Source organism: Microbacterium testaceum StLB037 (assembly GCF_008763945.1).
In the GTDB taxonomy this organism is placed as follows: Bacteria; Actinomycetota; Actinomycetes; order Actinomycetales; family Microbacteriaceae; genus Microbacterium; species Microbacterium testaceum_G.
This window is the reverse complement of sequence record NZ_VTQH01000001.1, coordinates 1826985-1845270: the sequence shown is the minus strand read 5'-3', so window position 1 is coordinate 1845270 and position 18286 is coordinate 1826985. Positions and strand designations below refer to the sequence as shown.

Sequence of the window (18286 nt, the reverse complement as noted above, 5' to 3'; positions counted from 1 at the left end):
CCGCGTCGGAGCGGGAGCGCTAACACCGCGTTGAGCGTGTTCCGCATCGACGCGGATGCGAACCTCAGCGACTGAGGGCGGAGCGCGACACGATGACCCGCTGGACGACCACGAAGAGCAGCAGAAGAGCACCGACGGTGATGCGCGTCCACGACTGCTCGGCACCCGAGAAGGAGATGATCGTGCGGATCAGACCGTAGACGAAGACGCCGATCATCGAACCGAGGACGAACCCGCTCCCACCGGTCAGGAGCGTGCCGCCGATAACGACCGCGGCGATCGTGTCGAGCTCGGTGCCCACACCGTTCAGCGGGTATCCGGCACCGGAGTAGGCCGTCAGGACGATCCCCGCCAGGCCCGCGCACACGCCGCTGATGACGTACACCGACAACTTGGCGCGGACGACGGGAAGACCCATCAGGCGAGCCGACTGCTCGTTGCCGCCGAGCGCGTAGACCGTGCGGCCGAAGCGCGTGTAGCGCAGGACGAAGGCCGCCAGTGCGACGGTCAGCAGCGCGATGATGCCCGTCGGGGTGATGTACCACCCCGCGAACGAGAAGCGCGTCGACTGCAACCACAGCAGCCCCTCGTTGTCGACCTTGATCGACTCGAGGCTGACGACGAAGGCCAGGCCGCGGGCGAGGAACATGCCGATCAGCGAGGCGATGAACGGCTGGACGTCGAAGAACTGCACCAGGACGCCGATCAGCAGGCCGATCGCCGCACCGATGATCACCATCGTGGGGATGGCCACCGCGACGGGGACCCCGTCGCCGAGCATCTTCGCGCAGAGGATTCCGGTGAAGGCCATCACGGCACCGACCGAGAGGTCGATGCCCCCGGTGAGGATGACGAAGGTCATGCCGACCGCCAGCACCAGGAGGTAGGCGTTGTCGAGCAGGATCGACGAGAGGATGCGGTTCAGCTGGAAGTTCGGGAAGTACCACATGGCCCCCGCGATCATCACGACGAGGATGATGACCGCGGCGAACACCGGCACCCACGAGATGTGGCGGCTGAGAAAGCGGCGGTACGAGACCGCGGACGACGACGACGTGCGTCGTTCTTCGGTGAGAGTGGCCATCAGGACAGCACCTTTGCGTCAGGACGTCGGGTGAGCGGTCGAAGCGCGCTGCGCCCGGCCGTGTGGAAGTACGCGCGGAATCGACGCGACTGCAGCAGCACCACGATGAGCACGGCCGCGGCCATGAACACCGGGCTGACAGCGGGCGGGACACCGAGGAAGGTGATCGTGCTCTTCAGCGTCTGGATGGTGAAGACGCCCACGACGGTTCCCGCGAGGCTGAACTTCCCGCCCGCGAGCGAGGTACCGCCCAGAACGACCGCGAGGATGGCATCCAGTTCGATGTAGAGGCCGGCGGCGTTGGCGTCGGCGGCCATGATGTTCGAGCTGTAGAGGATGCCCGCGATACCCGCGAGGGCGCCGCTGGCGATGTACGCGCCCCAGATGATGCCACGGGAGCGGACACCCGCCAGACGGCTGGCCTCGGGGTTGATGCCCACGGCCTCGGTCAGCATGCCGAGGGCCGTGCGCCGCTCGAGCACGCCGACGACGATCACCGCGAAGATCGCGACGAAGAACGCGAAGGGAAGACCCAGGACGTACCCGCCGGCGATGAACTTGTACGGGTCGCTGTTGATCGTGGTGATGAAACCGCCCGTGATGAGCAGCGCCACACCGCGTCCGGCGAGCATGAGCACCAGCGTCGCGATGATCGGTTGGATGCCGAGGACCGAGACGAGGAAGCCGTTCCAGACTCCGAGGATCAGCGCGACGCCCACGGCGGCGGCGATCGCGGTGAAGACGACCCCGAGGTTGCCGGGGTCGGGCGATGCCTCGATGACGGTCAGGGCGACGGCGCCCGAGACCGCCATGATCGCGCCCACCGAGAGGTCGATGCCGCGGGTCGCGATGACCAGCGTCATGCCGAGGGCGACGAGCATGAGCGGCGCACTGTTGCGCAGGATGTCGATCAGAGACCCGTAGAACTGACCGTTCTGCATGGTGATGCTGAGGAAGGACGGCCGCGAGATCGTGTTGACGGCGATGAGCGCGAGCAGTGCCGCGATCGGCCACACGAGGCGGTGGGTGAGGAATTTCTTCATGCGATCTTCTCCCGATCGGACGACAGTGTCTCGGGTGCGGTGTGCGGCGTTGCGGAGGTCGCCGACTCGGGTTGCCCCTCGGCGATGTAGGCCACGAGAGCGTCGAGGTCGACGTCGCGGGTGGCCAGTTCGCCGATCTTACGACGGTCGCGCAGAACGGCCACGCGTTGCGCGAGACGCAGGACCTCTTCGAGCTCGGACGAGATGAAGATGACCGCGAGGCCCTTCTCGGCGAGTTCGGCGACCTTGCGCTGGATGTCGGCCTTGGCGCCGACGTCGATACCGCGGGTGGGTTCGTCGAGGATGAGCAGCTCGGGGGCCGTGGCGAGCCAGCGGGCGAGGAGGACCTTTTGCTGATTCCCGCCCGAGAGGTTGCGGATGAGGGCGTTCGGGTCGGCCGGCCGCACGCCGAGGGCGGTGATGTACTCCTCGACGACGGCCTGCTTCTCAGCCGCGCTGATCTTGCGCAGAGCCCCGCGGCGCGCCTGGATGCCGAGGACGATGTTCTCAGCGACGGTGAGGTCGCCGACGATGCCCTCGGCGCGGCGGTCCTCGGAGGAGAACGCGATACCGCGGTCGAGAGCGTGACGGGGTGATCCGGTGCGGGCTGCCGCTCCGGACACCTGCACGGTGCCGTCGTCGGGACGATCGGCGCCGGCGATCAGACGGGCGAGCTCGGTGCGACCGGAACCGAGGAGTCCGGCGAGGCCCACGACCTCGCCCGGGTAGACATCGAGGTCGACCGGCTCGAGAGCGTTCTTGCGCCCCAGCGAGAGGGTGCGCAGCACCGGGCTGCCGCTGCGGTCGATCGGTCGCTCGGCGCTGGCCGAGATGGCGTCCAGCTCACCCAGCTCGCGGCCGATCATCTTCGCCACGAGCTGCTCGCGGCCGAGCTCGGCGACGGGGTACTCCCCCACCAGGGTGCCGTTGCGCAGCACCGTGAGACGGTCGGAGATCTCGTAGATCTGGTCGAGGAAGTGCGACACGAAGAGGATGGCCACACCGCGGTCGCGCAGATCGCGGATGACGCCGAAGAGCTGCTCGACCTCGCCGCGATCGAGGCTCGAGGTGGGCTCGTCGAGCACGAGCACCTTCGTGTCGACGACCATCGCGCGGCTGATGGCGACGAGCTGCTGCACGGCGATGGAGTGGCTGGCGAGGATCGACCGGGTGTCGATGTGCACGCCCAGCTCGGCGAGATAAGTCGCCGCCGCGGCGTGCGTCGCCTTCCAGTCGACCATGCCGGCACGACGGATCTCGTTGCCGAGCATGACGTTCTCACCGACGGTGAGGTTCTGGCAGAGGTTGACCTCTTGGTAGACGGTGGCGATGCCGGCGGCCTGGGCATCGGCGGTGGCGCGGAACTGCCGTTCGGCCCCCTCGACGCGGATGACGCCTTCGTCGATGCCGTATACGCCGGTCAGGGCCTTGATGAGGGTGGACTTTCCGGCGCCGTTCTCTCCCATGAGGGAGTGGACTTCGCCGGCGTAGAGGGTGAAGTCCACGCCGTCGAGCGCCTTCACTCCGGGGAATTGGATGCTGATGCCGCGCATGGCGACGACGGCAGCACGTTCGGAAGTCATGTCCGACCGCTTTCTGGTGAGTCATGGGGTGTGCGGGGCCGGTTGGGGAGACCGGCCCCGCACACCGGGGAGGGTGCGTCGGACGTCGGGTGAGGCGCCGTCGGCGGGGAGAGAAAGCCTGGATCAGTAGGGGCGGCTGTCCAGGACCTTCTTGGCCTGCTCCTGGTCGAACGCCTGGTCCTCGACGATGTAGCTCTTGTCGACGGACTCGCCGGCCACGACCTTCTTGACGACCTCGGCGGTCTTCTCACCGAGGAGCGGGTTGCACTCGACGATGTAGTTGAACTCGCCGTTGGAGAGGGCGGTCATGCCGTCCTTCACCGCGTCGATGGTGACGATCTTGATGTCGGTACCGGGCTTGAGGCCGGCGGCCTTGATCGCCTCGAGGGCACCGAGGCCCATGTCGTCGTTGTGAGCGAACAGCAGGTTGATCTGCGAGCCGTACTTCTGGAGGAAGCCCTCCATGACCGTCTTGCCGTCGGCGCGGGTGAAGTTACCGGTCTGCGAGTCGAGAACCTTGATGTCGGTGCCCTTGATCGCGTCGTTGAAGCCGGTGGCGCGGTCGGTGGCAGCCGACGAACCGGTGGTGCCCTCGAGCACGACCAGGTTGGTGGGCGTGGAGCCGAAGTTCTCGGCAGCCCACTTACCGGCTGTCTCGCCTTCCTTCTTGAAGTCGAGGCCGATCCAGCTGGCGTAGAGGTCCTTGGATGCCGAGACCGTGCGGTCTTCGAGGATCACGGGGATGTTGGCATCCTTCGCCTCCTTCAGGACGTCGTCCCAGCCGTCGCTCACGATGGGGGCGAGCACGATGGCGTCGACACCCTGGTTGATGAAGCTGCGGACCGCGGCGATCTGCGCCTCGGGCTTGTTGTCGGCCGCGTTGAAGACGAGGTTGAAGCCGTTGGCCTCGCTGAACGCCTCCTTCATCGACTCGGTGTTGGCGCTGCGCCATCCGCTCTCGGAACCGGTCTGGGCGAAGCCGACCGTGATCTTGTCGCCGCTGCCGCCACCGGCGTTGCCGCCGCCGCCTGCACCGGCGCAGCCGGTGGCCGTGAACGCGATCGCGCCGACGAGCGCGATGCCCGCGATGATCTTGTGCGCCTTCATGGTGAAACCTCCTCGTTTCGCCGGCTCCCATGCCGGTCATGTGATGCAGCTCCTCGGGTGAGCCGTGTGTGAATGTTAGCGCTCACAGAACTGGTCCTGTCAAGTAATCCAGGACGGTGGAAGATCACGGATTGATAAATGTGAAGCCTCACACTGGGTCGGCTATGACTCTCCTCAGCGCGGGGAGCGTTTCGCCGTGTTGCGCCGACGGGGCCAGGGCACCCCCGGACGGCCTAGCGTCGTAGACATGACTTCGCTTCCGCACAGCGCCCCCGAGGGCACTCCCGCCATCGGCACCTCGGTCTCGGCGGACGACTTCAAGCGCGCCTTCCGCGGTCACCCCGGCGGCATCGCCGTCATCACCGCGTACGGCGAGAACGGTCCCGTCGCCCTGACCGCCTCGTCGGTGTCATCGGTGAGCGCCGACCCGCCCCTGTTGATCTTCTCGGTGTCGGCGCTGTCGTCGGCGACCCCGACGATCATCGCATCCGACACCATCGTGGTCCATCTGCTCGACGCCGAAGACATCTCCCTCGCCCGCGCGGGTGCCACCAGCGGTCTCGACCGCTTCGCCGACACCTCCACCTGGTCGCGCCTGTCTACGGGTGAGCCCGTCTATCACGGCGTGCGCGCCTGGCTGCGGTGCCGGATCGTCAGCAGAATGGATGCCGGCGGCTCGACGGTCATCGCAGCTCAAGCCCTGCAGGTCGACGTGGAACGCGACCTCGAGCCGGGCGACTCGGGCGCGGCGCTGGTGTACCACAACCGCGCGTGGCACCGTCTCGGAGATCACTCGCGCATCGACTGAGTTCCTCCCTCGCTCGAGGCGAGGAGGGGCGTCACGGCCACGCGCCGGGCGCGGTTCCCCGCGGAGACGTGATCCTCAGTGCGCGGCGGCTTTGCGACCGGTGAGCCGCGTGACGCCCGTCACCACACCGACGACGACCAGGCCGAGAGCGAGCCCGAACACCGCGGACATTGCCGTCTCGACGATCCACTCCACCACCGGGCCCGCGGCCTCGACCGCGTGGGTCACGACGTGGACGAGGTCGTAGGGGCCCGACCACAGCGTGTCAGCCAGGTTCTGCAGCACGAGGTGCCCACCGACCCACAGCATGGCGACCGTGCCGATGACACTGATCACGCGGAAGACGGCGGGCATGGACGCCACGATCCGCGCGCCGAAGCGACGGACGCCGCGTGATTCGCTCTTCATGAAGCGCAGGCCGATGTCGTCGATCTTGACGAGGAGCGCGACCGCGCCGTAGACGACCACGGTCATGGCCAACCCGATGATCAAAAGCGCCCCGAGGGTCATCCAGATGCCGAAATCGGGGTCGAGGCTCGAGAGGGCGATCAGCATGATCTCGGTGCTGAGGATGAGGTCGGTACGGACGGCCCCCAAGACGAGCTTCTTCTCGTCGCGCGGCTCGTCGGCGTCGCCCTCGGAGTGGTGGACGCCGAACCACTCGAGAACCTTCTCGGCTCCTTCGAAGCAGAGGAAGCCGCCGCCGATGATGAGCAGGTAGGGCAGCACCCACGGCGCGAACGCGGTGAGCAGCAGCGCGATCGGGATGATGATCACGTACTTGTTGATGATGCTGCCGAGCGCGATCTTCCAGACCACCGGCAGCTCGCGCGCGGGGGTGAGCCCCTGCACGTACTGCGGGGTCACGGCGGCGTCGTCGATGACGACTCCGGCCGTCTTGGCACTCGCGCGCATCGCGGCACTGAGGATGTCATCGACGACGGCGAGGAGTCCGACGGACATGCGCTTCTCCCGGGGGTGCGAGGGGCGCGGCGCACGCGCACCGCAGGCATGACCCTATCGGGCCGGCGCGGCGCACCGACGGGGGTGGCGCGGGCGACGGGTGGGGCGGCTTCGCGCGGCGGAGAACGCCTGCGCGCGTAGGACACCCCGCTTCCGCCTCGCGCCTCCCCGCCTTTCGACCCTGTGCCCGGCGCGCCGTGATGGCTAGGGTGAGGCCAACGCGATCACCAGGGGGTCTCATGTCGTTCATCACACGCGGATTCTCGGGCCGACGACGCGAGCGCGATCCGCGGCTGCCACCCGGCCAGACGCTGGTCGGCGACTGGCCCGTGCTCTCGGCGGGCCCGACCCCTGTCATCGCCGACGACGACTGGGAGTTCGCGATCGGCACCGAGAACGGCGTGCACCGCTGGAGCCGCGCCGAACTCGAGGCGCTCGGGATGGAGGACGTGACCGTCGATATCCACTGCGTCACGCACTGGACGAAGCTCGACATGCCGTGGCGCGGTGTCTCGCTCGATCGCATCTTCGCCGAGGTCGAGACCGCGCACCGGTATGCGATGGTGCACTCCTTCGGCGGCTACACGACCAACATCGCCCTCGACGATCTGCGCGGCGGCAAGAGCTGGATCGCCTTCGAAGCGGACGGCGCGCCACTCACCCCCGAACACGGCGGGCCCGCGCGACTGTTGGTCCCCCACCTGTACTTCTGGAAGAGCGCCAAGTGGGTGCAGGGGTTGATCACCATGCCGGGTGACAAGCCGGGCTTCTGGGAGCAGAACGGGTATCACCTGCACGGCGACCCGTGGCGTGAGGAGCGCTACGGGTGACGCGCCGTCCCCCCGCCTGGCACGTCGCGACCGTCGTCGAATCCCGCCCCGAGACCGCGACGGCTCGCCGCATCGCTCTCGAGGTTCCCACTTGGCCCGGTAACGACGCGGGCGCGCACGTCGACGTCCGCCTCACCGCCCCCGACGGCTATCAGGCCTCTCGCTCGTACTCCCTCGCATCCTCCGGAGGGGGCACGCGACTCGTCCTGGCCGTGGACGAAGTGCCCGACGGGGAGGTCTCGCCCTTCCTCGTGCACGATCTGCGCGCCGGGGATCAGATCGAGGTGCATGGACCCTTGGGCGCGTTCTTCGTCTGGAAGCCCTCCGACGACCCCTCTCCCGTGCAGCTGATCGCGGGCGGATCGGGCGTCGTGCCGCTTTTCGCGATGGCGTCGGCGCACGCGAAGAGCATCGACCCCGCCCCCTTCCGCCTGCTGTACTCGGTACGTTCCCCCGAGGACGTGTTCTTCGCGGCCGACGTGGCTGCCCTCGCCGACGACCGTTTCCGCCTCGACCTGGTCTACACCCGTCGCGCGCCGAACACGTCGCCGGTGCCGCCCGGCCGGCTGACCCCCGAACGCCTGCACGAGGCGGCGTTCCCTGCGCACGAGCATCCGCGCGTCTACGTCTGCGGTCCGACACCGTTCGTCGAAGCGGTGGCGGGATGGCTCATCGACGCCGGCCACGATCCTGGCCGGGTGAGGACGGAAAGGTTCGGAGGCGCGTGATGGCCCTTCTCGACGGCAATGCCCTGGCCGGCCCCCTGGTCGAACTCCTCGGATGGGATGCCACGGCATCCATCATCCGCTGCACGCACTGCGGCGCGCGCGGGGCGCTCGCCTCGGTCGTCGTCTACGCGAGCCCGATGGGGTCGGTCGCCCGGTGCGCGGGATGCGACGCGGTGCTCCTCACCCTCGTCGACGCCCCGGACGGACGCGGGTGGGTCGGGATGCCGGGTCTCGACGCCCTCGAGGTCCGCCGCGACCGGTAGGGCCAGGCAGCAGAAAAGCCCCGGCGAACCGGGGCTTCTTCTGCGGAGACGGAGGGATTTGAACCCTCGGTCCCCTTACGGGGACTCCACCTTAGCAGGGTGGTGCACTAGGCCTGACTATGCGACGTCTCCAGGTGATCTACGCCTGACGGCGCGAGCACACCGGTCCATACTAACCGGATGCCGCCCGGCATTCGAACCACGTCCGAATGCCGGGCGGTCGATCTCAGCCTCGGACGTTTCCGTTCGAGCAGGTGGACTGCGCCGCGGTCTGTCCGGCGATGCCGCTGGGGAGCTGGATGGCGTCGGACGTGGGCGCGGGCGAGGCCTGGGCGGTCTCGGTCGGCGTCGGGTCAGCGGTCTCCGCCGGGTCGGAAGTCTCGGTGGGCGCGGGGGTCTCGGTGGGCGCGGGGGTGGCCTTGTCATCGACGACCACGCCGTTGCCGTCGCTGAGGTTGCCCGAGAGCTCGAGCGGCTGGTTCGCCGCGAGAGCCGCCCAGAGCGTGTCGGCGTCGTCGTGGTCGGGGACGACCCGGTTGGCGTTCTCAGGATCGGTGTACGTCGGGTACTGGATGAACACGATGTCGTTGAACGGGACGTCCTTGACCGCCGAGGCGATCTGGACAAGGGTCAGCGGGTTGGTGAGCGAGGTCGAGGGGTCGACGTTTCGCAGCGCCGTCGAGGCGAGCTTGTACAGCGTCGCCGGGTTCGACAGCACGTCCTGACTCTTCAGCTTGTTCGCCAGGCGCGACATGTACTGCTGCTGGTTCGAGATACGCCCCAGGTCTCCTCCGTCACCGACGCCGTGGCGCGTGCGGAGGAACTGCAGGGCGTCCAGACCCTTCACCGTGCGCATACCAGCGGGCCAGTCGATGCCGGTGTAACGATCCTTGATGCCGTTGGCGATGCAGACGTCGACGCCACCGATCGCGTCGGTGATGTTGATGACGCCGCCGAAGCTGACCTTCGCGGCGAAGGGGATCTCGAGACCGCTGAGATCGGAGATCGTCTGCACGACGCAGGACAGGCCGCCGTACGAGTGCGCGACGTTGATCTGCTGCTTGCGCATCGCCGAGGTCTCTTTGCCGTCCTTGTCGGTGCACGCGGGGATCGGCGCCATGAGGTCGCGGGGGAAGGAGATGACCGTCACCCGGCGCGGGGCGTCGGAGATGTGCACGAGCATGTTGACGTCGTTGAGGTTGCCCTCCGAGTCGTCGCCCGAGCAGCGGTCGCCGAACAGCTGCGCGAAGTCGGGCTCGCACTCGTCGGTACCGACGAGAAGCAGGTTCACGCCGCCCTTGAGCTCGCCGAGGTCCGGCGGGACCGCGGGCTGGCCCTTGAGCTCGACGGCGTCGGCGGTGAAGCTCTGCGTAAGGTCCACCGCGGCGTAAGCCAGAACCGCACCGCCCGAGACCAGGAGCACGGCGAGGGCGATCGCGACACCGGTGAACAGCTGCGACAGAGGGCCCGGCGACGTCAGCCGCCCGTGGCGCGCGACGGTCCGCTGACCGCGCGGGGTGGAGGTCTTGCTCACTCGGGTCCTTTCCAGACGGATGCCACCGGCCCGGCAGCACGTCGACCCGAGGCACGGCCGCAGGTCGCAGCAATCCTAGGGACCCGCGTCTGAGAATGCCGTGAGGATCGGGCGTTTCACCCGCGTTCAGCTGCGGTAGGCGTCTCGGCGGTGCGTGATCGTCACGACCTCGATGACGAGTCGATCGTCGACGATCCGGTACAGGACCCGGTACTCACCCCGCCGCGCGGAGTACAGCGGGGTGAGGGGCTCTCTCAGAGGCTTCCCGACCCGGCGCGGGTTCTCGGCGAGGGGTCCCACGATGAACTCGAACGCGGCCGCCGCCACCTTTTCGGGCAGATCGACCTCGAGAGCGCGGCGCGCGGCGCGCGTGAAGACGACCTCGAATGCCCCGGTCACGAGGCGAGGCGACCGCGTGCGATCAGCGCGGCGCGCACCTCGTCTGTCGACGAGACGTCGCCGGTCGCCAGATCGGCGAGCCCCTCTCGGACGGCTGCGACTTCGTCAGGCCTGCTGAGAACGTCGACCGTCTCGAGGAGGGCGTCGTAGTCGTCGGCGCTCAAGAGCACGGCCACGCGGTCCCCGTTGCGCGTCACGTCGAAGCGCTCATGAGTGCTGACAGCCGACTCCACGAGTTTCGACAGATTCGCGCGGGCGTCGGCGAGGGACAGTGTGGTCATGTACAGAATTCTAGCGCGAAGCGTTCACTCCCGCGGATCTTCCGGTCGCGCCTCACCCCGGCGAAGACCCGGCGATGTCAGGGGCGTGGCCGGACGCAGCTTCGCCGCCCGGCTCGGCGACCGGAACCAAGAACGACGCGAGCGCGGCGGCGAGCCCGGATGCGGTACCCGCGACGACACCGACGACGGGATAGAACGCGAACAGCGACGCGGGACCGAAGCCCGAGTCGACAGCGCCGAATAGCGTCCAGCCGACAACCGGTGCCGCGAAGCTCCCGAGGATCGCCCATCCCTTTCGCAGGTGGAGCTTCGGAGCGAACCACACGGTGCCGAGGATGACGAAGGCTACAGTGGGCAATCCGAAGCCGATGCCGCCGCGGACGGAAGCGACGAAGAGATCCGCCGTCAACCCGTCACCCATCGCGTCGTAATAAAGACCACTGACCGCCGTGGCCACCACGACGCTCAGGACCGCGCCGCATGCGATCACGCTCCAATAGAGCGTGGTGGTTGCAGGGGGCGCGTCACTCATGATGTGAACCCCCGGGGAGGGGATTTTGCGGAGGGTGTGGGATTCTCCCCACCGCCCCTCCCCGCGCCGCTACGCGACGCGCGGAGCCTCCGGCGGCGTGGGCCCAACGACGTTCTCATCCCGCTCAGCCGGTGATAACGACGAAGCGGACCCCTGTGGGGCCCGCTTCGTCGTTGCGGAGGGTGTGGGATTCGAACCCACGGGACATTGCTGCCCACTGGTTTTCAAGACCAGGTCCATCGGCCGCTCGGACAACCCTCCTGAACGCACCGAGTCTACCGAGCCGCGGGCGCCCCGCCGCCAGGTCGTCGGTGCGAAGAGCGGCGGCCCCGAACCCGAAGAGGTTCGGAGCCGCCGCGCCGACTCAGCCGAGCGGGCCGTACAGGGCCGGCGTCGTGCGGGCGTGGGTCGCCTGCTCGAAGCCGTAGGCGAGACCCAGGAGCGGGCCTTCGGCGAAGTCGCGTCCGAGGAACTCGAGATTCACTCCCCCGGTCGACGCCTCGGTCGACAGCCCCTGGCCCATGGGCACCGTGACCGCCGGCAGACCCGTGTTCGGGCTCAGCCGCATGTTGGTGCCGATGGTTCCGTAGGGGTTGCCGGTCGGGTAGACCACGGCATCCAACTTCTGATCATCCATGAGGGCGGTCATGATCTGCTTGCCCTTGGCGAGCTGCAGGGTGTGCGACCCCTGCGGCCCGGCCCAGGCCTGATAGGTCGACTCGGTCACGGCGGCGCGCTGGCCGTAGGGGTTGCTCGCGCGGCCGGGCACGATGTTCGGCGACTGCGAGATGGCGAGCAGGCTGCGCGCGCTCACCGCCGGGTTCAGGTAGGCGTTGATGTAGTTCTGCAGGTCGTGGTTGAACTCCGGCCCGCTACCACTGCCCTCGCCCACAATGGCCGAGAAGCCCTCGGGCGCCGTGACCGCGACGACCGTCGCCCCCTGCGCCTCCATGGCCGCCTTCGCCTCGGCGAAGAGGCGCTGCGTGGTCGGGTTCGTGCCCAGCATCGAGGCCACGTAGCCGATCTTCTTGCCCTTCAGCGACCCGCTGTCGAGGTACGACGTGTAGGTTTCGGGGACCTTGCCGGCCTGCCGCGCGGTGACGGGGTCACCCGCGTCCTCGCCGACGACCGCGTCGAGGGCGATCGCGGCATCCTGAACGGAACGGGCGATGGGACCGCCGGTGTCCTGCGAGAGCGCGAGCGGCACGATGCCGTCGCGGCTGGCGAGGCCGACCGTCGGACGCACACCCACGAGCTGGTTGTACGTCGAGGGGATGCGGATCGACCCACCGGTGTCGGTTCCGAAGCCGATGCCCGCGAGGTTCGCCGCGATCGCGGCTCCGGTCCCGCCGCTCGATCCGCCCGAGGTCTGGGCGGTGTCGTAGGGGCTGGATACGGTGCGGGCCGTCCCGTCGGGCTGGAACGCCGACCACTGCGACGACAGGTTGATGGCGAACTCGTCCATCGACGCCTTCGCGACGATGACCGCTCCATCGGCACGCAGACCCTTCACCATCGTGGCGTCACCGGTGGTCTGGTTCCCGTTCCAGCAGCCGCAGCCAGCGGTGGTGGGCATGTCGGCGGTGTTGTAGTTGTCCTTGAGTGCCACCGGGATGCCGAGCAGCATTCCGGTCATCCCCTTCTCGGCGCGAATGGCGTCAGCGGCCGCGGCGGCCGTGAGCGCGACCTCGCTCGTGGAGATGATCGAGTTCAGCGGTCGGCTTCCCCCGGGACGGACGACCTTGTCGTACGCCGCGATGCGGTCGAGATACTGCTGCGTCAGCGACACCGAGGTGATCACTCCGGCGTTCATCGCGGCCTGCATCGACACCGCATCGGCTTCGACGATCTCGAACGGACCGTCGTCGTAGATGATGCGCTCCGAGAGGAGGGCGAGGTCGGATGCCGTCACGGCACCGTCGTCATCGAGGTCGAAGCCCGCGGCATCCGCCCATCCGGCATCGCTCGAGGTCATTCCGAGGTGCGGGGCCAGCGCCTCGAGGTCGGCGGTGGTCACCTGCGCATCGCCGGTGACGTCGAGCTCGGTGTAGTACGGCGCGAGGAAGACCGCGGCCGCGGTCGCGGGCGCGGGCGCGGCGAGCGCCGCGGTCGGGGCGACGACGGCCCCGGCGACGACGACGCCGATCGAGGCGGACACGGCCAGAACGCGGCGGGTCAGGGGGGTCATGACGGATCCTTCGCGAGACGGGACGGACGAGCGGGGCGCGGTCACTTCTGCACCGCCTGACGGCGGCGGAGGACGATGAGCGCGCCTCCGGCGAGGAGGGCGACGCCGAGGGCGCCGGAGATGAGCCACGGGGTCGCGTCGACACCCGTGGTGGCCAGACCGCCCGGAGCCTGAGCGGCCGGAATCGGGGTGGCCGTCGCCGAGGCCGAGACGGACGGGGAGGGCGACGACGAGACCGACGGCTGCGGGACGGGAACGGGCAGCGCCGCGATGACGACGGTCCCGGATGCGACGGCGCTCGCCGTCACGACCTCGCCGGTCGACGACACGAGCCGCACCGACGACAGCTCGACGCGGGTGGACCCCGCCGCGAGAGAGCGGAGCGGAATGGATGCCAGCATCACACCGCTCGCGCCCGAGAGACCGGGCGAGGTGCCGAGGCGGGTGTGCGAGACGGTCAGGGTGCCGGGGCCGGTGACGGTCGAGGTGAAGCCGCCGGTGGGGCCGGTGGGCTCGTCAGCGGCGGGTTCGACGAGGGCCGGGTCGAAGATGAGCTCGAGGTCGTACGAATAGAGATCGGTCACCGCCGACCCCGTGACGGTGGCGACGAGGGAGTCTCCGGCGGTGACGCTCGCCGGGGTGATCTCGAGCGACAGGGTGGCGGCGGGCGGCGCGGCGTGGGCCGCGGGGGCGGTGGCGATCGCCCCCAGCAGCGCCAGGGCTGCGACGAGGGCGGAGCCGAGGCGGCGCGCTCCTCTGAGACGGGGGGCGGGGTGGTGTGCGGTCATGCGCGGGTCAGGCTCCTCGGGTAATGGAACGAGAACGACCGGGATCCGCGTGGGCCTCTCGGCATCCGGCGGTCGTGCGGGTGACCCGACCTTGCCAGGGCGGCATGTCCGACAAGTTGCGGTCTATTTCCATCGCATATCCACAGCGGGATGAGATGGCGTTTCCAGGCGGATGCCCATCCCCGTCCAGCCCCCGGGCGCGCGGATGACCGCCGGATAACGTCGATCGCATGGCCCTCACGACCCGCAGCCCGCTGGCATCCTTCTTCCTCCGGCTCGGGAGGCAGGTGTGGGTGCGCGCCGCGCTGTTCACGGTCATCGGCGTGATCGTCGCCCTGGCGGCGGGCTTCCTCGGACCGCTCCTGCCCTTCCGCTTCGGCCTGGAACTGGGGCAGGATGCCGTGGGCTCGCTGCTGCAGATCATCGCGACCGCGATGCTCACGGTGAGCACGTTCTCGGTGACCGCGATGGTGACGGCCTTCTCGTCGGCGACCACCACGGCGACGCCGCGCTCGACGCCCCTGTTGATCGCCGACCCCACGTCGCAGAACGCCGTGTCGACATTCGTCGGCGCCTTCACCTTCTCCCTCGTGGGGATCGTCGCGCTGTCCACGGGGTACTACGGCCCACAGGGCCGGGCCATCCTCTTCATCAGCACGCTGGTCGTCATCGGCATCGTCGTCTTCACGCTGCTGCGGTGGATCTCGCACCTGTCGACGTTCGGGCGGATGGCCGATGTCATCGACCGGGTCGAGAAGGCGGCCACCGCCGCTCTGGAGCGGCACGCCGAGCGGCCGACGCTCGGCGGGCGCGCCGCGACCGTGCCCCCGCCGGGAGCCGCCGCGGTGCACGCCGTCGAGGTGGGCTACGTCACCCATGTCGACGTGGCCGGACTCGACCGCCTTGCGCGCCAGTACGACGTCGACGTCCATGTGCACGCCACCCCCGGGCGGATCGCCGACGCGCGGGTCCCCCTCGCCCTTGTCGCGGGCCGGGTCGACCGCGACCTCGAGTCGGCGATCCGGAGATCTTTCCGCGTCGAGCATCACCGCACCTACGAGCAGGACCCGCGCTTCGGTGTCATCGCGCTCACCGAGATCGGCAGCCGCGCCCTGTCGGCCGCGACGAACGACCCCGGAACGGCGATCGAGGTGATCGCCGCGCTGCAGCGGGTGTTCGCCCGCGCTTCCGCCGCCGATCCCGATGCCGCCGTCGATCACGAGCGGGTCTTCGTGCCCTCTCCGCGTCTGGCCGATCTGATCGACGACGCGTTCCGACCGTTGGCGCGCGACGGCGCGGCCGATATCGAGGTGCAGGTGCGCCTGCAGAAGTGCCTCGCCTCGCTCGCGGCATCCGCCCCCGCTCAGGCATCGGTGTTCCGGGATGCCGCCCGCGCGGCGTTCGAGCGCAGTCGCCGCGCGCTGGACCGCTCCGACGCCCGCACCCTCCGCGACGCCGCGCGCGAGGCGTGGAGCCGGCTCGGTGTCTGAGCGCCGCTTACGTCGCGGCTATGGGGTTGCTGCGCACGCGCGCGAGCACCTTGAACCGAGGGGGGCATCGGCGTAGACCGAGAACACCACCCCACGACCCGTCGGGCCGTTCGAGTTGAGGAGGTCATCATGCTCGTCACCACCCTGTCCGCGCAGATCGTTCTCGCCGTCTTCGCGCTCGTCTACGCGGCATCCGTCTTCGCCGCGATCGTCGCCGTCCGTGACCCGCAGGCGTCTCCCGGCCTCAAGGCCGCCTGGGCGACCGCCCTGCTCCTGCTGCCGCCGGTCGGCCTCGTCGCATGGGAGGCGGCGCGCGTCGCCGATCACCGCGCGGCGCACCGGTCCGTGACCGTCGTCGATCGCACCGCGTACCTGGCCGACCGCGCCGCGCACGTCGCGGGCGGTTCCGCGCGGGTCTGACCCCTCGAGGCGCGGGCCGGCCCTGCCGGCGGTCGGTCCCGCGTCAGAGGGCGCGCAGGATCGCGGCCACGCCACCCTCGGTGACCGACAGGCCCACCTCGCCCGCGGCGGCGTGCACCTCGGGCGGACCCTGGTGCATCGCGACCGCGCGGCCGCCGTTGCGCACCGCCCACCGCATCATCTCGATGTCGTTGCGCCCGTCGCCCATCACGAGCACGTTCTCGGGCGCGATGTCGAGCCAGCCGCGCACGAGTTCGAGCGCGGTGGACTTGTCGACGCCCTGCGGCGCGATGTCGAGCCACGCGGTCCAGCCGATCGCGTACGACACCTGCGAGAGGCCGATGCGCTCGACGAGCTGGAGGAAGTCCTGATCGGTCTGCTCGGGAGCGACGACCACGACGCGGCACACCGGCTCGTCCGACAGGTGCGCGAACGACACCTGGTTGGCGCCCTTCAGGTTCCAGTCGTCGAGGTAATCGGTGAAACGACGCGTGCCGTCGGGCAACTCGACGAGGAAGTGGGCCCCGGGAAGGTGCTCACCCAGGAGGGTCAGCACCTCGGTGGGGTCGAAGGTCTCGACGTGCGCGCGCTCGTAGACGGCGGACTCGTCTCCGCCGACGCGCTTCATCACCATCGCGCCGTTCGAGCACACCGCGTACTCGGGACGGATGCCGAGGCGCTCCATGATCGGATGGGTGCTGTCCCAGCTGCGGCCGGTGGCGAGCATGACCTCGTGACCGGCGGTCTGCGCATCGGTGGTGGCCTCGGCGACGCCCGGGCTGAGCGAGTCGTCTTCGAGCAGGACGGTCCCGTCGATGTCGAGCGCGATGAGCATCCGCTCCGCGGGGGCGTCGTCGGCGAGGTCGGCGACGAGGTCGGCCGCCTCTTGCTTCGGCGCGCTCTCGACGGCACCGGTGTCGGGCAGACCGGCCTCGTCGGTCACGCGATCGGCTCCATGACCTCGAGACCGCCGAGGTACGGCCGCAGCACCTCGGGCACCGTCACCGACCCGTCGGCGCGCTGGTGCGTCTCGAGCAGAGCGACGATCCAGCGGGTCGTGGCGAGCGTGCCGTTCAGGGTCGCCACCGGCTGCGTCTTGCCGCCGTCCGGGCGGAAGCGCGTGTCGAGGCGCCGCGCCTGGTAGGTGGTGCAGTTCGACGTGCTCGTGAGCTCGCGATAGGCGCCCTGCGTGGGAACCCAGGCTTCGATGTCGAACTTGCGGGCGGCGCTCGAGCCCAGATCGCCCGCGGCCACGTCGATCAGGCGGTAGGCCAGACCGAGGTCCTTCAGCATGCCCTCCTGCATCGCGACCAGACGCTCGTGCTCGGCCTCGGCGTCGGCCGGGTCGGTGTAGACGAACATCTCCAGCTTGTTGAATTGGTGCACGCGGATGATGCCGCGGGTGTCCTTGCCGTACGAGCCCGCCTCGCTGCGGTAGCAGGTCGACCATCCGGCGTAGCGCTTGGCGCCGCGCTCGAGGTCGAGGATCTCGTCCATGTGGTAGCCGGCGAGCGGGACCTCGCTCGTTCCCACGAGGTAGAGGTCCTCCTTGTCGAGGTGGTACACCTCGTCGGCGTGCTGACCGAGGAACCCGGTGCCGCGCATGACCTCGGGGCGCACCAGCGTCGGGGGGATCATCGGGGTGAAGCCGGCCTGCAGCGCCCGGTCCAGCGCCAGAGTCATGAGCGCGAGCTCGAGGCGCGCGCCGATGCCGGTGAGGAAGTAGAAGCGGCTGCCCGACACCTTCGTGCCGCGCTCCATGTCGATCGCTCCGAGCTTCTCGCCCAGCGCGAGGTGGTCGAGGGGCTCGAAGTCGTACTCGGGGATTTCGCCGTGCGTGCGGAGGGTGACGAAGTTCTCTTCGCCGCCGGAGGGCACGCCCTCGAGCACGATGTTCTCGATGACACCGAGAGCGGCGTCGGCGGCAGCCTCGGCCTCGGCGACGGCGTGCTGGGCGGCCTTGACCTTCTCGCTCAGCTCTTTCGCCTCGGCGACGAGCGCGGCCTTCTCGTCTTTGAGCGCCTGGGCGACGCGCTTGCCGTGGGCGTTCTGCGCGGCGCGCAGCTCCTCGAAGGCGGTGATGGCGGCGCGCCGGTCGCGGTCGGCGGCGAGGGCGTCGTCCACCGAATCCGGTGACTCCCCGCGGGCGATCTGGGAGCGCTTCACAAGCTCGGGATCTTCACGCAGCAGGGTCAGGTCGATCACGCGTCCATCCTATGGTCGTCGCCGGGGCGGATCCCGCGAG

19 protein-coding genes and 2 tRNA genes are annotated in these 18286 nt (G+C 69.2%); 6 read left to right on the top strand and 15 right to left on the bottom strand.

The window, feature by feature from the left end:
- Positions 1-64: 64 nt before the first annotated feature.
- From F9B98_RS08560 to F9B98_RS08545, 4 genes are all read right to left on the bottom strand, one after another.
- Positions 65-1084, bottom strand: coding sequence for an ABC transporter permease subunit (locus F9B98_RS08560; RefSeq protein ID WP_150955625.1), 1020 nt, complete (start codon positions 1082-1084; stop codon positions 65-67).
- Complete coding sequence (locus F9B98_RS08555; protein WP_150955622.1) at positions 1084-2127, bottom strand: ABC transporter permease; 1044 nt, start codon at positions 2125-2127, stop codon at positions 1084-1086. Before F9B98_RS08555 ends, F9B98_RS08560 begins: the two co-directional genes overlap by 1 nt.
- Positions 2124-3710 (bottom strand): sugar ABC transporter ATP-binding protein, encoded by a 1587-nt coding sequence (locus tag F9B98_RS08550; RefSeq protein WP_150955620.1) that lies wholly within the window; start codon positions 3708-3710, stop codon positions 2124-2126. The genes F9B98_RS08555 and F9B98_RS08550 overlap by 4 nt, the downstream gene beginning before the upstream one ends.
- 123 nt (positions 3711-3833) lie before the next feature.
- Positions 3834-4817, bottom strand: coding sequence for an ABC transporter substrate-binding protein (locus F9B98_RS08545; RefSeq protein WP_150955617.1), 984 nt, complete (start codon positions 4815-4817; stop codon positions 3834-3836).
- A 247-nt stretch (positions 4818-5064) separates the two neighbouring features.
- Here F9B98_RS08545 and F9B98_RS08540 point away from each other — a divergent pair, with 247 nt between their 5' ends.
- Entirely contained in the window at positions 5065-5625 is a 561-nt protein-coding gene (locus tag F9B98_RS08540) for a flavin reductase family protein (protein ID WP_150955614.1), read from the top strand.
- A gap of 75 nt (positions 5626-5700) precedes the next feature.
- Here F9B98_RS08540 and F9B98_RS08535 read toward each other — a convergent pair whose 3' ends face one another.
- Entirely contained in the window at positions 5701-6588 is an 888-nt protein-coding gene (locus F9B98_RS08535; protein WP_150955611.1) for a DUF808 domain-containing protein, read from the bottom strand.
- 239 nt (positions 6589-6827) lie between these two features.
- Here F9B98_RS08535 and F9B98_RS08530 point away from each other — a divergent pair, with 239 nt between their 5' ends.
- From F9B98_RS08530 to F9B98_RS08520, 3 genes are read left to right on the top strand one after another with little or no spacing between them, the layout of a single operon-like run.
- On the top strand, positions 6828-7418 hold the full coding sequence (locus F9B98_RS08530) for a molybdopterin-dependent oxidoreductase (RefSeq protein ID WP_150955607.1): 591 nt from the start codon (positions 6828-6830) through the stop codon (positions 7416-7418).
- Positions 7415-8146, top strand: a complete 732-nt coding sequence (locus F9B98_RS08525) for an FAD-binding oxidoreductase (RefSeq protein WP_150955604.1) — start codon at positions 7415-7417, stop codon at positions 8144-8146. Before F9B98_RS08530 ends, F9B98_RS08525 begins: the two co-directional genes overlap by 4 nt.
- The gene (locus F9B98_RS08520; RefSeq protein ID WP_150955602.1) at positions 8146-8409 is read left to right on the top strand and encodes a DUF6510 family protein; all 264 of its coding nucleotides are present in this window, start codon (positions 8146-8148) and stop codon (positions 8407-8409) included. The genes F9B98_RS08525 and F9B98_RS08520 overlap by 1 nt, the downstream gene beginning before the upstream one ends.
- Positions 8410-8452: 43 nt before the next feature.
- On the opposite strand, the gene F9B98_RS08515 is transcribed toward F9B98_RS08520, so the two are convergent.
- The 8 genes from F9B98_RS08515 to F9B98_RS08480 all read right to left on the bottom strand — a co-directional run bounded on the left by F9B98_RS08515 (position 8453) and on the right by F9B98_RS08480 (position 14131).
- Positions 8453-8541, bottom strand: a tRNA-Ser gene (locus tag F9B98_RS08515).
- 94 nt (positions 8542-8635) lie between these two features.
- Entirely contained in the window at positions 8636-9943 is a 1308-nt protein-coding gene (locus F9B98_RS08510; RefSeq protein WP_150955599.1) for an LCP family protein, read from the bottom strand.
- A gap of 126 nt (positions 9944-10069) precedes the next feature.
- Positions 10070-10342, bottom strand: coding sequence for a type II toxin-antitoxin system RelE family toxin (locus F9B98_RS08505; RefSeq protein ID WP_150955595.1), 273 nt, complete (start codon positions 10340-10342; stop codon positions 10070-10072).
- On the bottom strand, positions 10339-10623 hold the full coding sequence (locus F9B98_RS08500; protein ID WP_191966719.1) for a type II toxin-antitoxin system Phd/YefM family antitoxin: 285 nt from the start codon (positions 10621-10623) through the stop codon (positions 10339-10341). The genes F9B98_RS08505 and F9B98_RS08500 overlap by 4 nt, the downstream gene beginning before the upstream one ends.
- A 52-nt stretch (positions 10624-10675) precedes the next feature.
- Positions 10676-11155: a hypothetical protein gene (locus tag F9B98_RS08495; RefSeq protein WP_150955588.1), complete on the bottom strand. Its 480-nt coding sequence runs from the start codon at positions 11153-11155 to the stop codon at positions 10676-10678.
- A 176-nt stretch (positions 11156-11331) separates the two neighbouring features.
- Positions 11332-11416, bottom strand: a tRNA-Ser gene (locus F9B98_RS08490).
- A 103-nt stretch (positions 11417-11519) separates the two neighbouring features.
- Positions 11520-13343, bottom strand: coding sequence for an amidase family protein (locus F9B98_RS08485; protein ID WP_150955585.1), 1824 nt, complete (start codon positions 13341-13343; stop codon positions 11520-11522).
- Between the two features lie 41 nt (positions 13344-13384).
- Positions 13385-14131, bottom strand: coding sequence for a cohesin domain-containing protein (locus F9B98_RS08480; protein WP_150955582.1), 747 nt, complete (start codon positions 14129-14131; stop codon positions 13385-13387).
- A gap of 230 nt (positions 14132-14361) precedes the next feature.
- Here F9B98_RS08480 and F9B98_RS08475 point away from each other — a divergent pair, with 230 nt between their 5' ends.
- Both F9B98_RS08475 and F9B98_RS08470 read left to right on the top strand, forming a co-directional pair.
- Positions 14362-15621, top strand: coding sequence for a DUF2254 domain-containing protein (locus F9B98_RS08475; protein ID WP_150955579.1), 1260 nt, complete (start codon positions 14362-14364; stop codon positions 15619-15621).
- Positions 15622-15750: 129 nt separating this feature from the next.
- Positions 15751-16041, top strand: coding sequence for a PLDc N-terminal domain-containing protein (locus F9B98_RS08470; protein WP_150955576.1), 291 nt, complete (start codon positions 15751-15753; stop codon positions 16039-16041).
- A 43-nt stretch (positions 16042-16084) separates the two neighbouring features.
- On the opposite strand, the gene F9B98_RS08465 is transcribed toward F9B98_RS08470, so the two are convergent.
- Together F9B98_RS08465 and serS are read right to left on the bottom strand one after the other, a co-directional pair.
- Positions 16085-16984, bottom strand: a complete 900-nt coding sequence (locus F9B98_RS08465; protein ID WP_191966718.1) for an HAD family hydrolase — start codon at positions 16982-16984, stop codon at positions 16085-16087.
- Positions 16981-18246 carry a serine--tRNA ligase gene (gene serS, locus F9B98_RS08460; RefSeq protein ID WP_150955572.1) on the bottom strand — a complete coding sequence of 422 codons (1266 nt, stop codon included), beginning with the start codon at positions 18244-18246 and terminating at the stop codon, positions 16981-16983. Before serS ends, F9B98_RS08465 begins: the two co-directional genes overlap by 4 nt.
- Between the last annotated feature and the right edge of the window lie 40 nt (positions 18247-18286).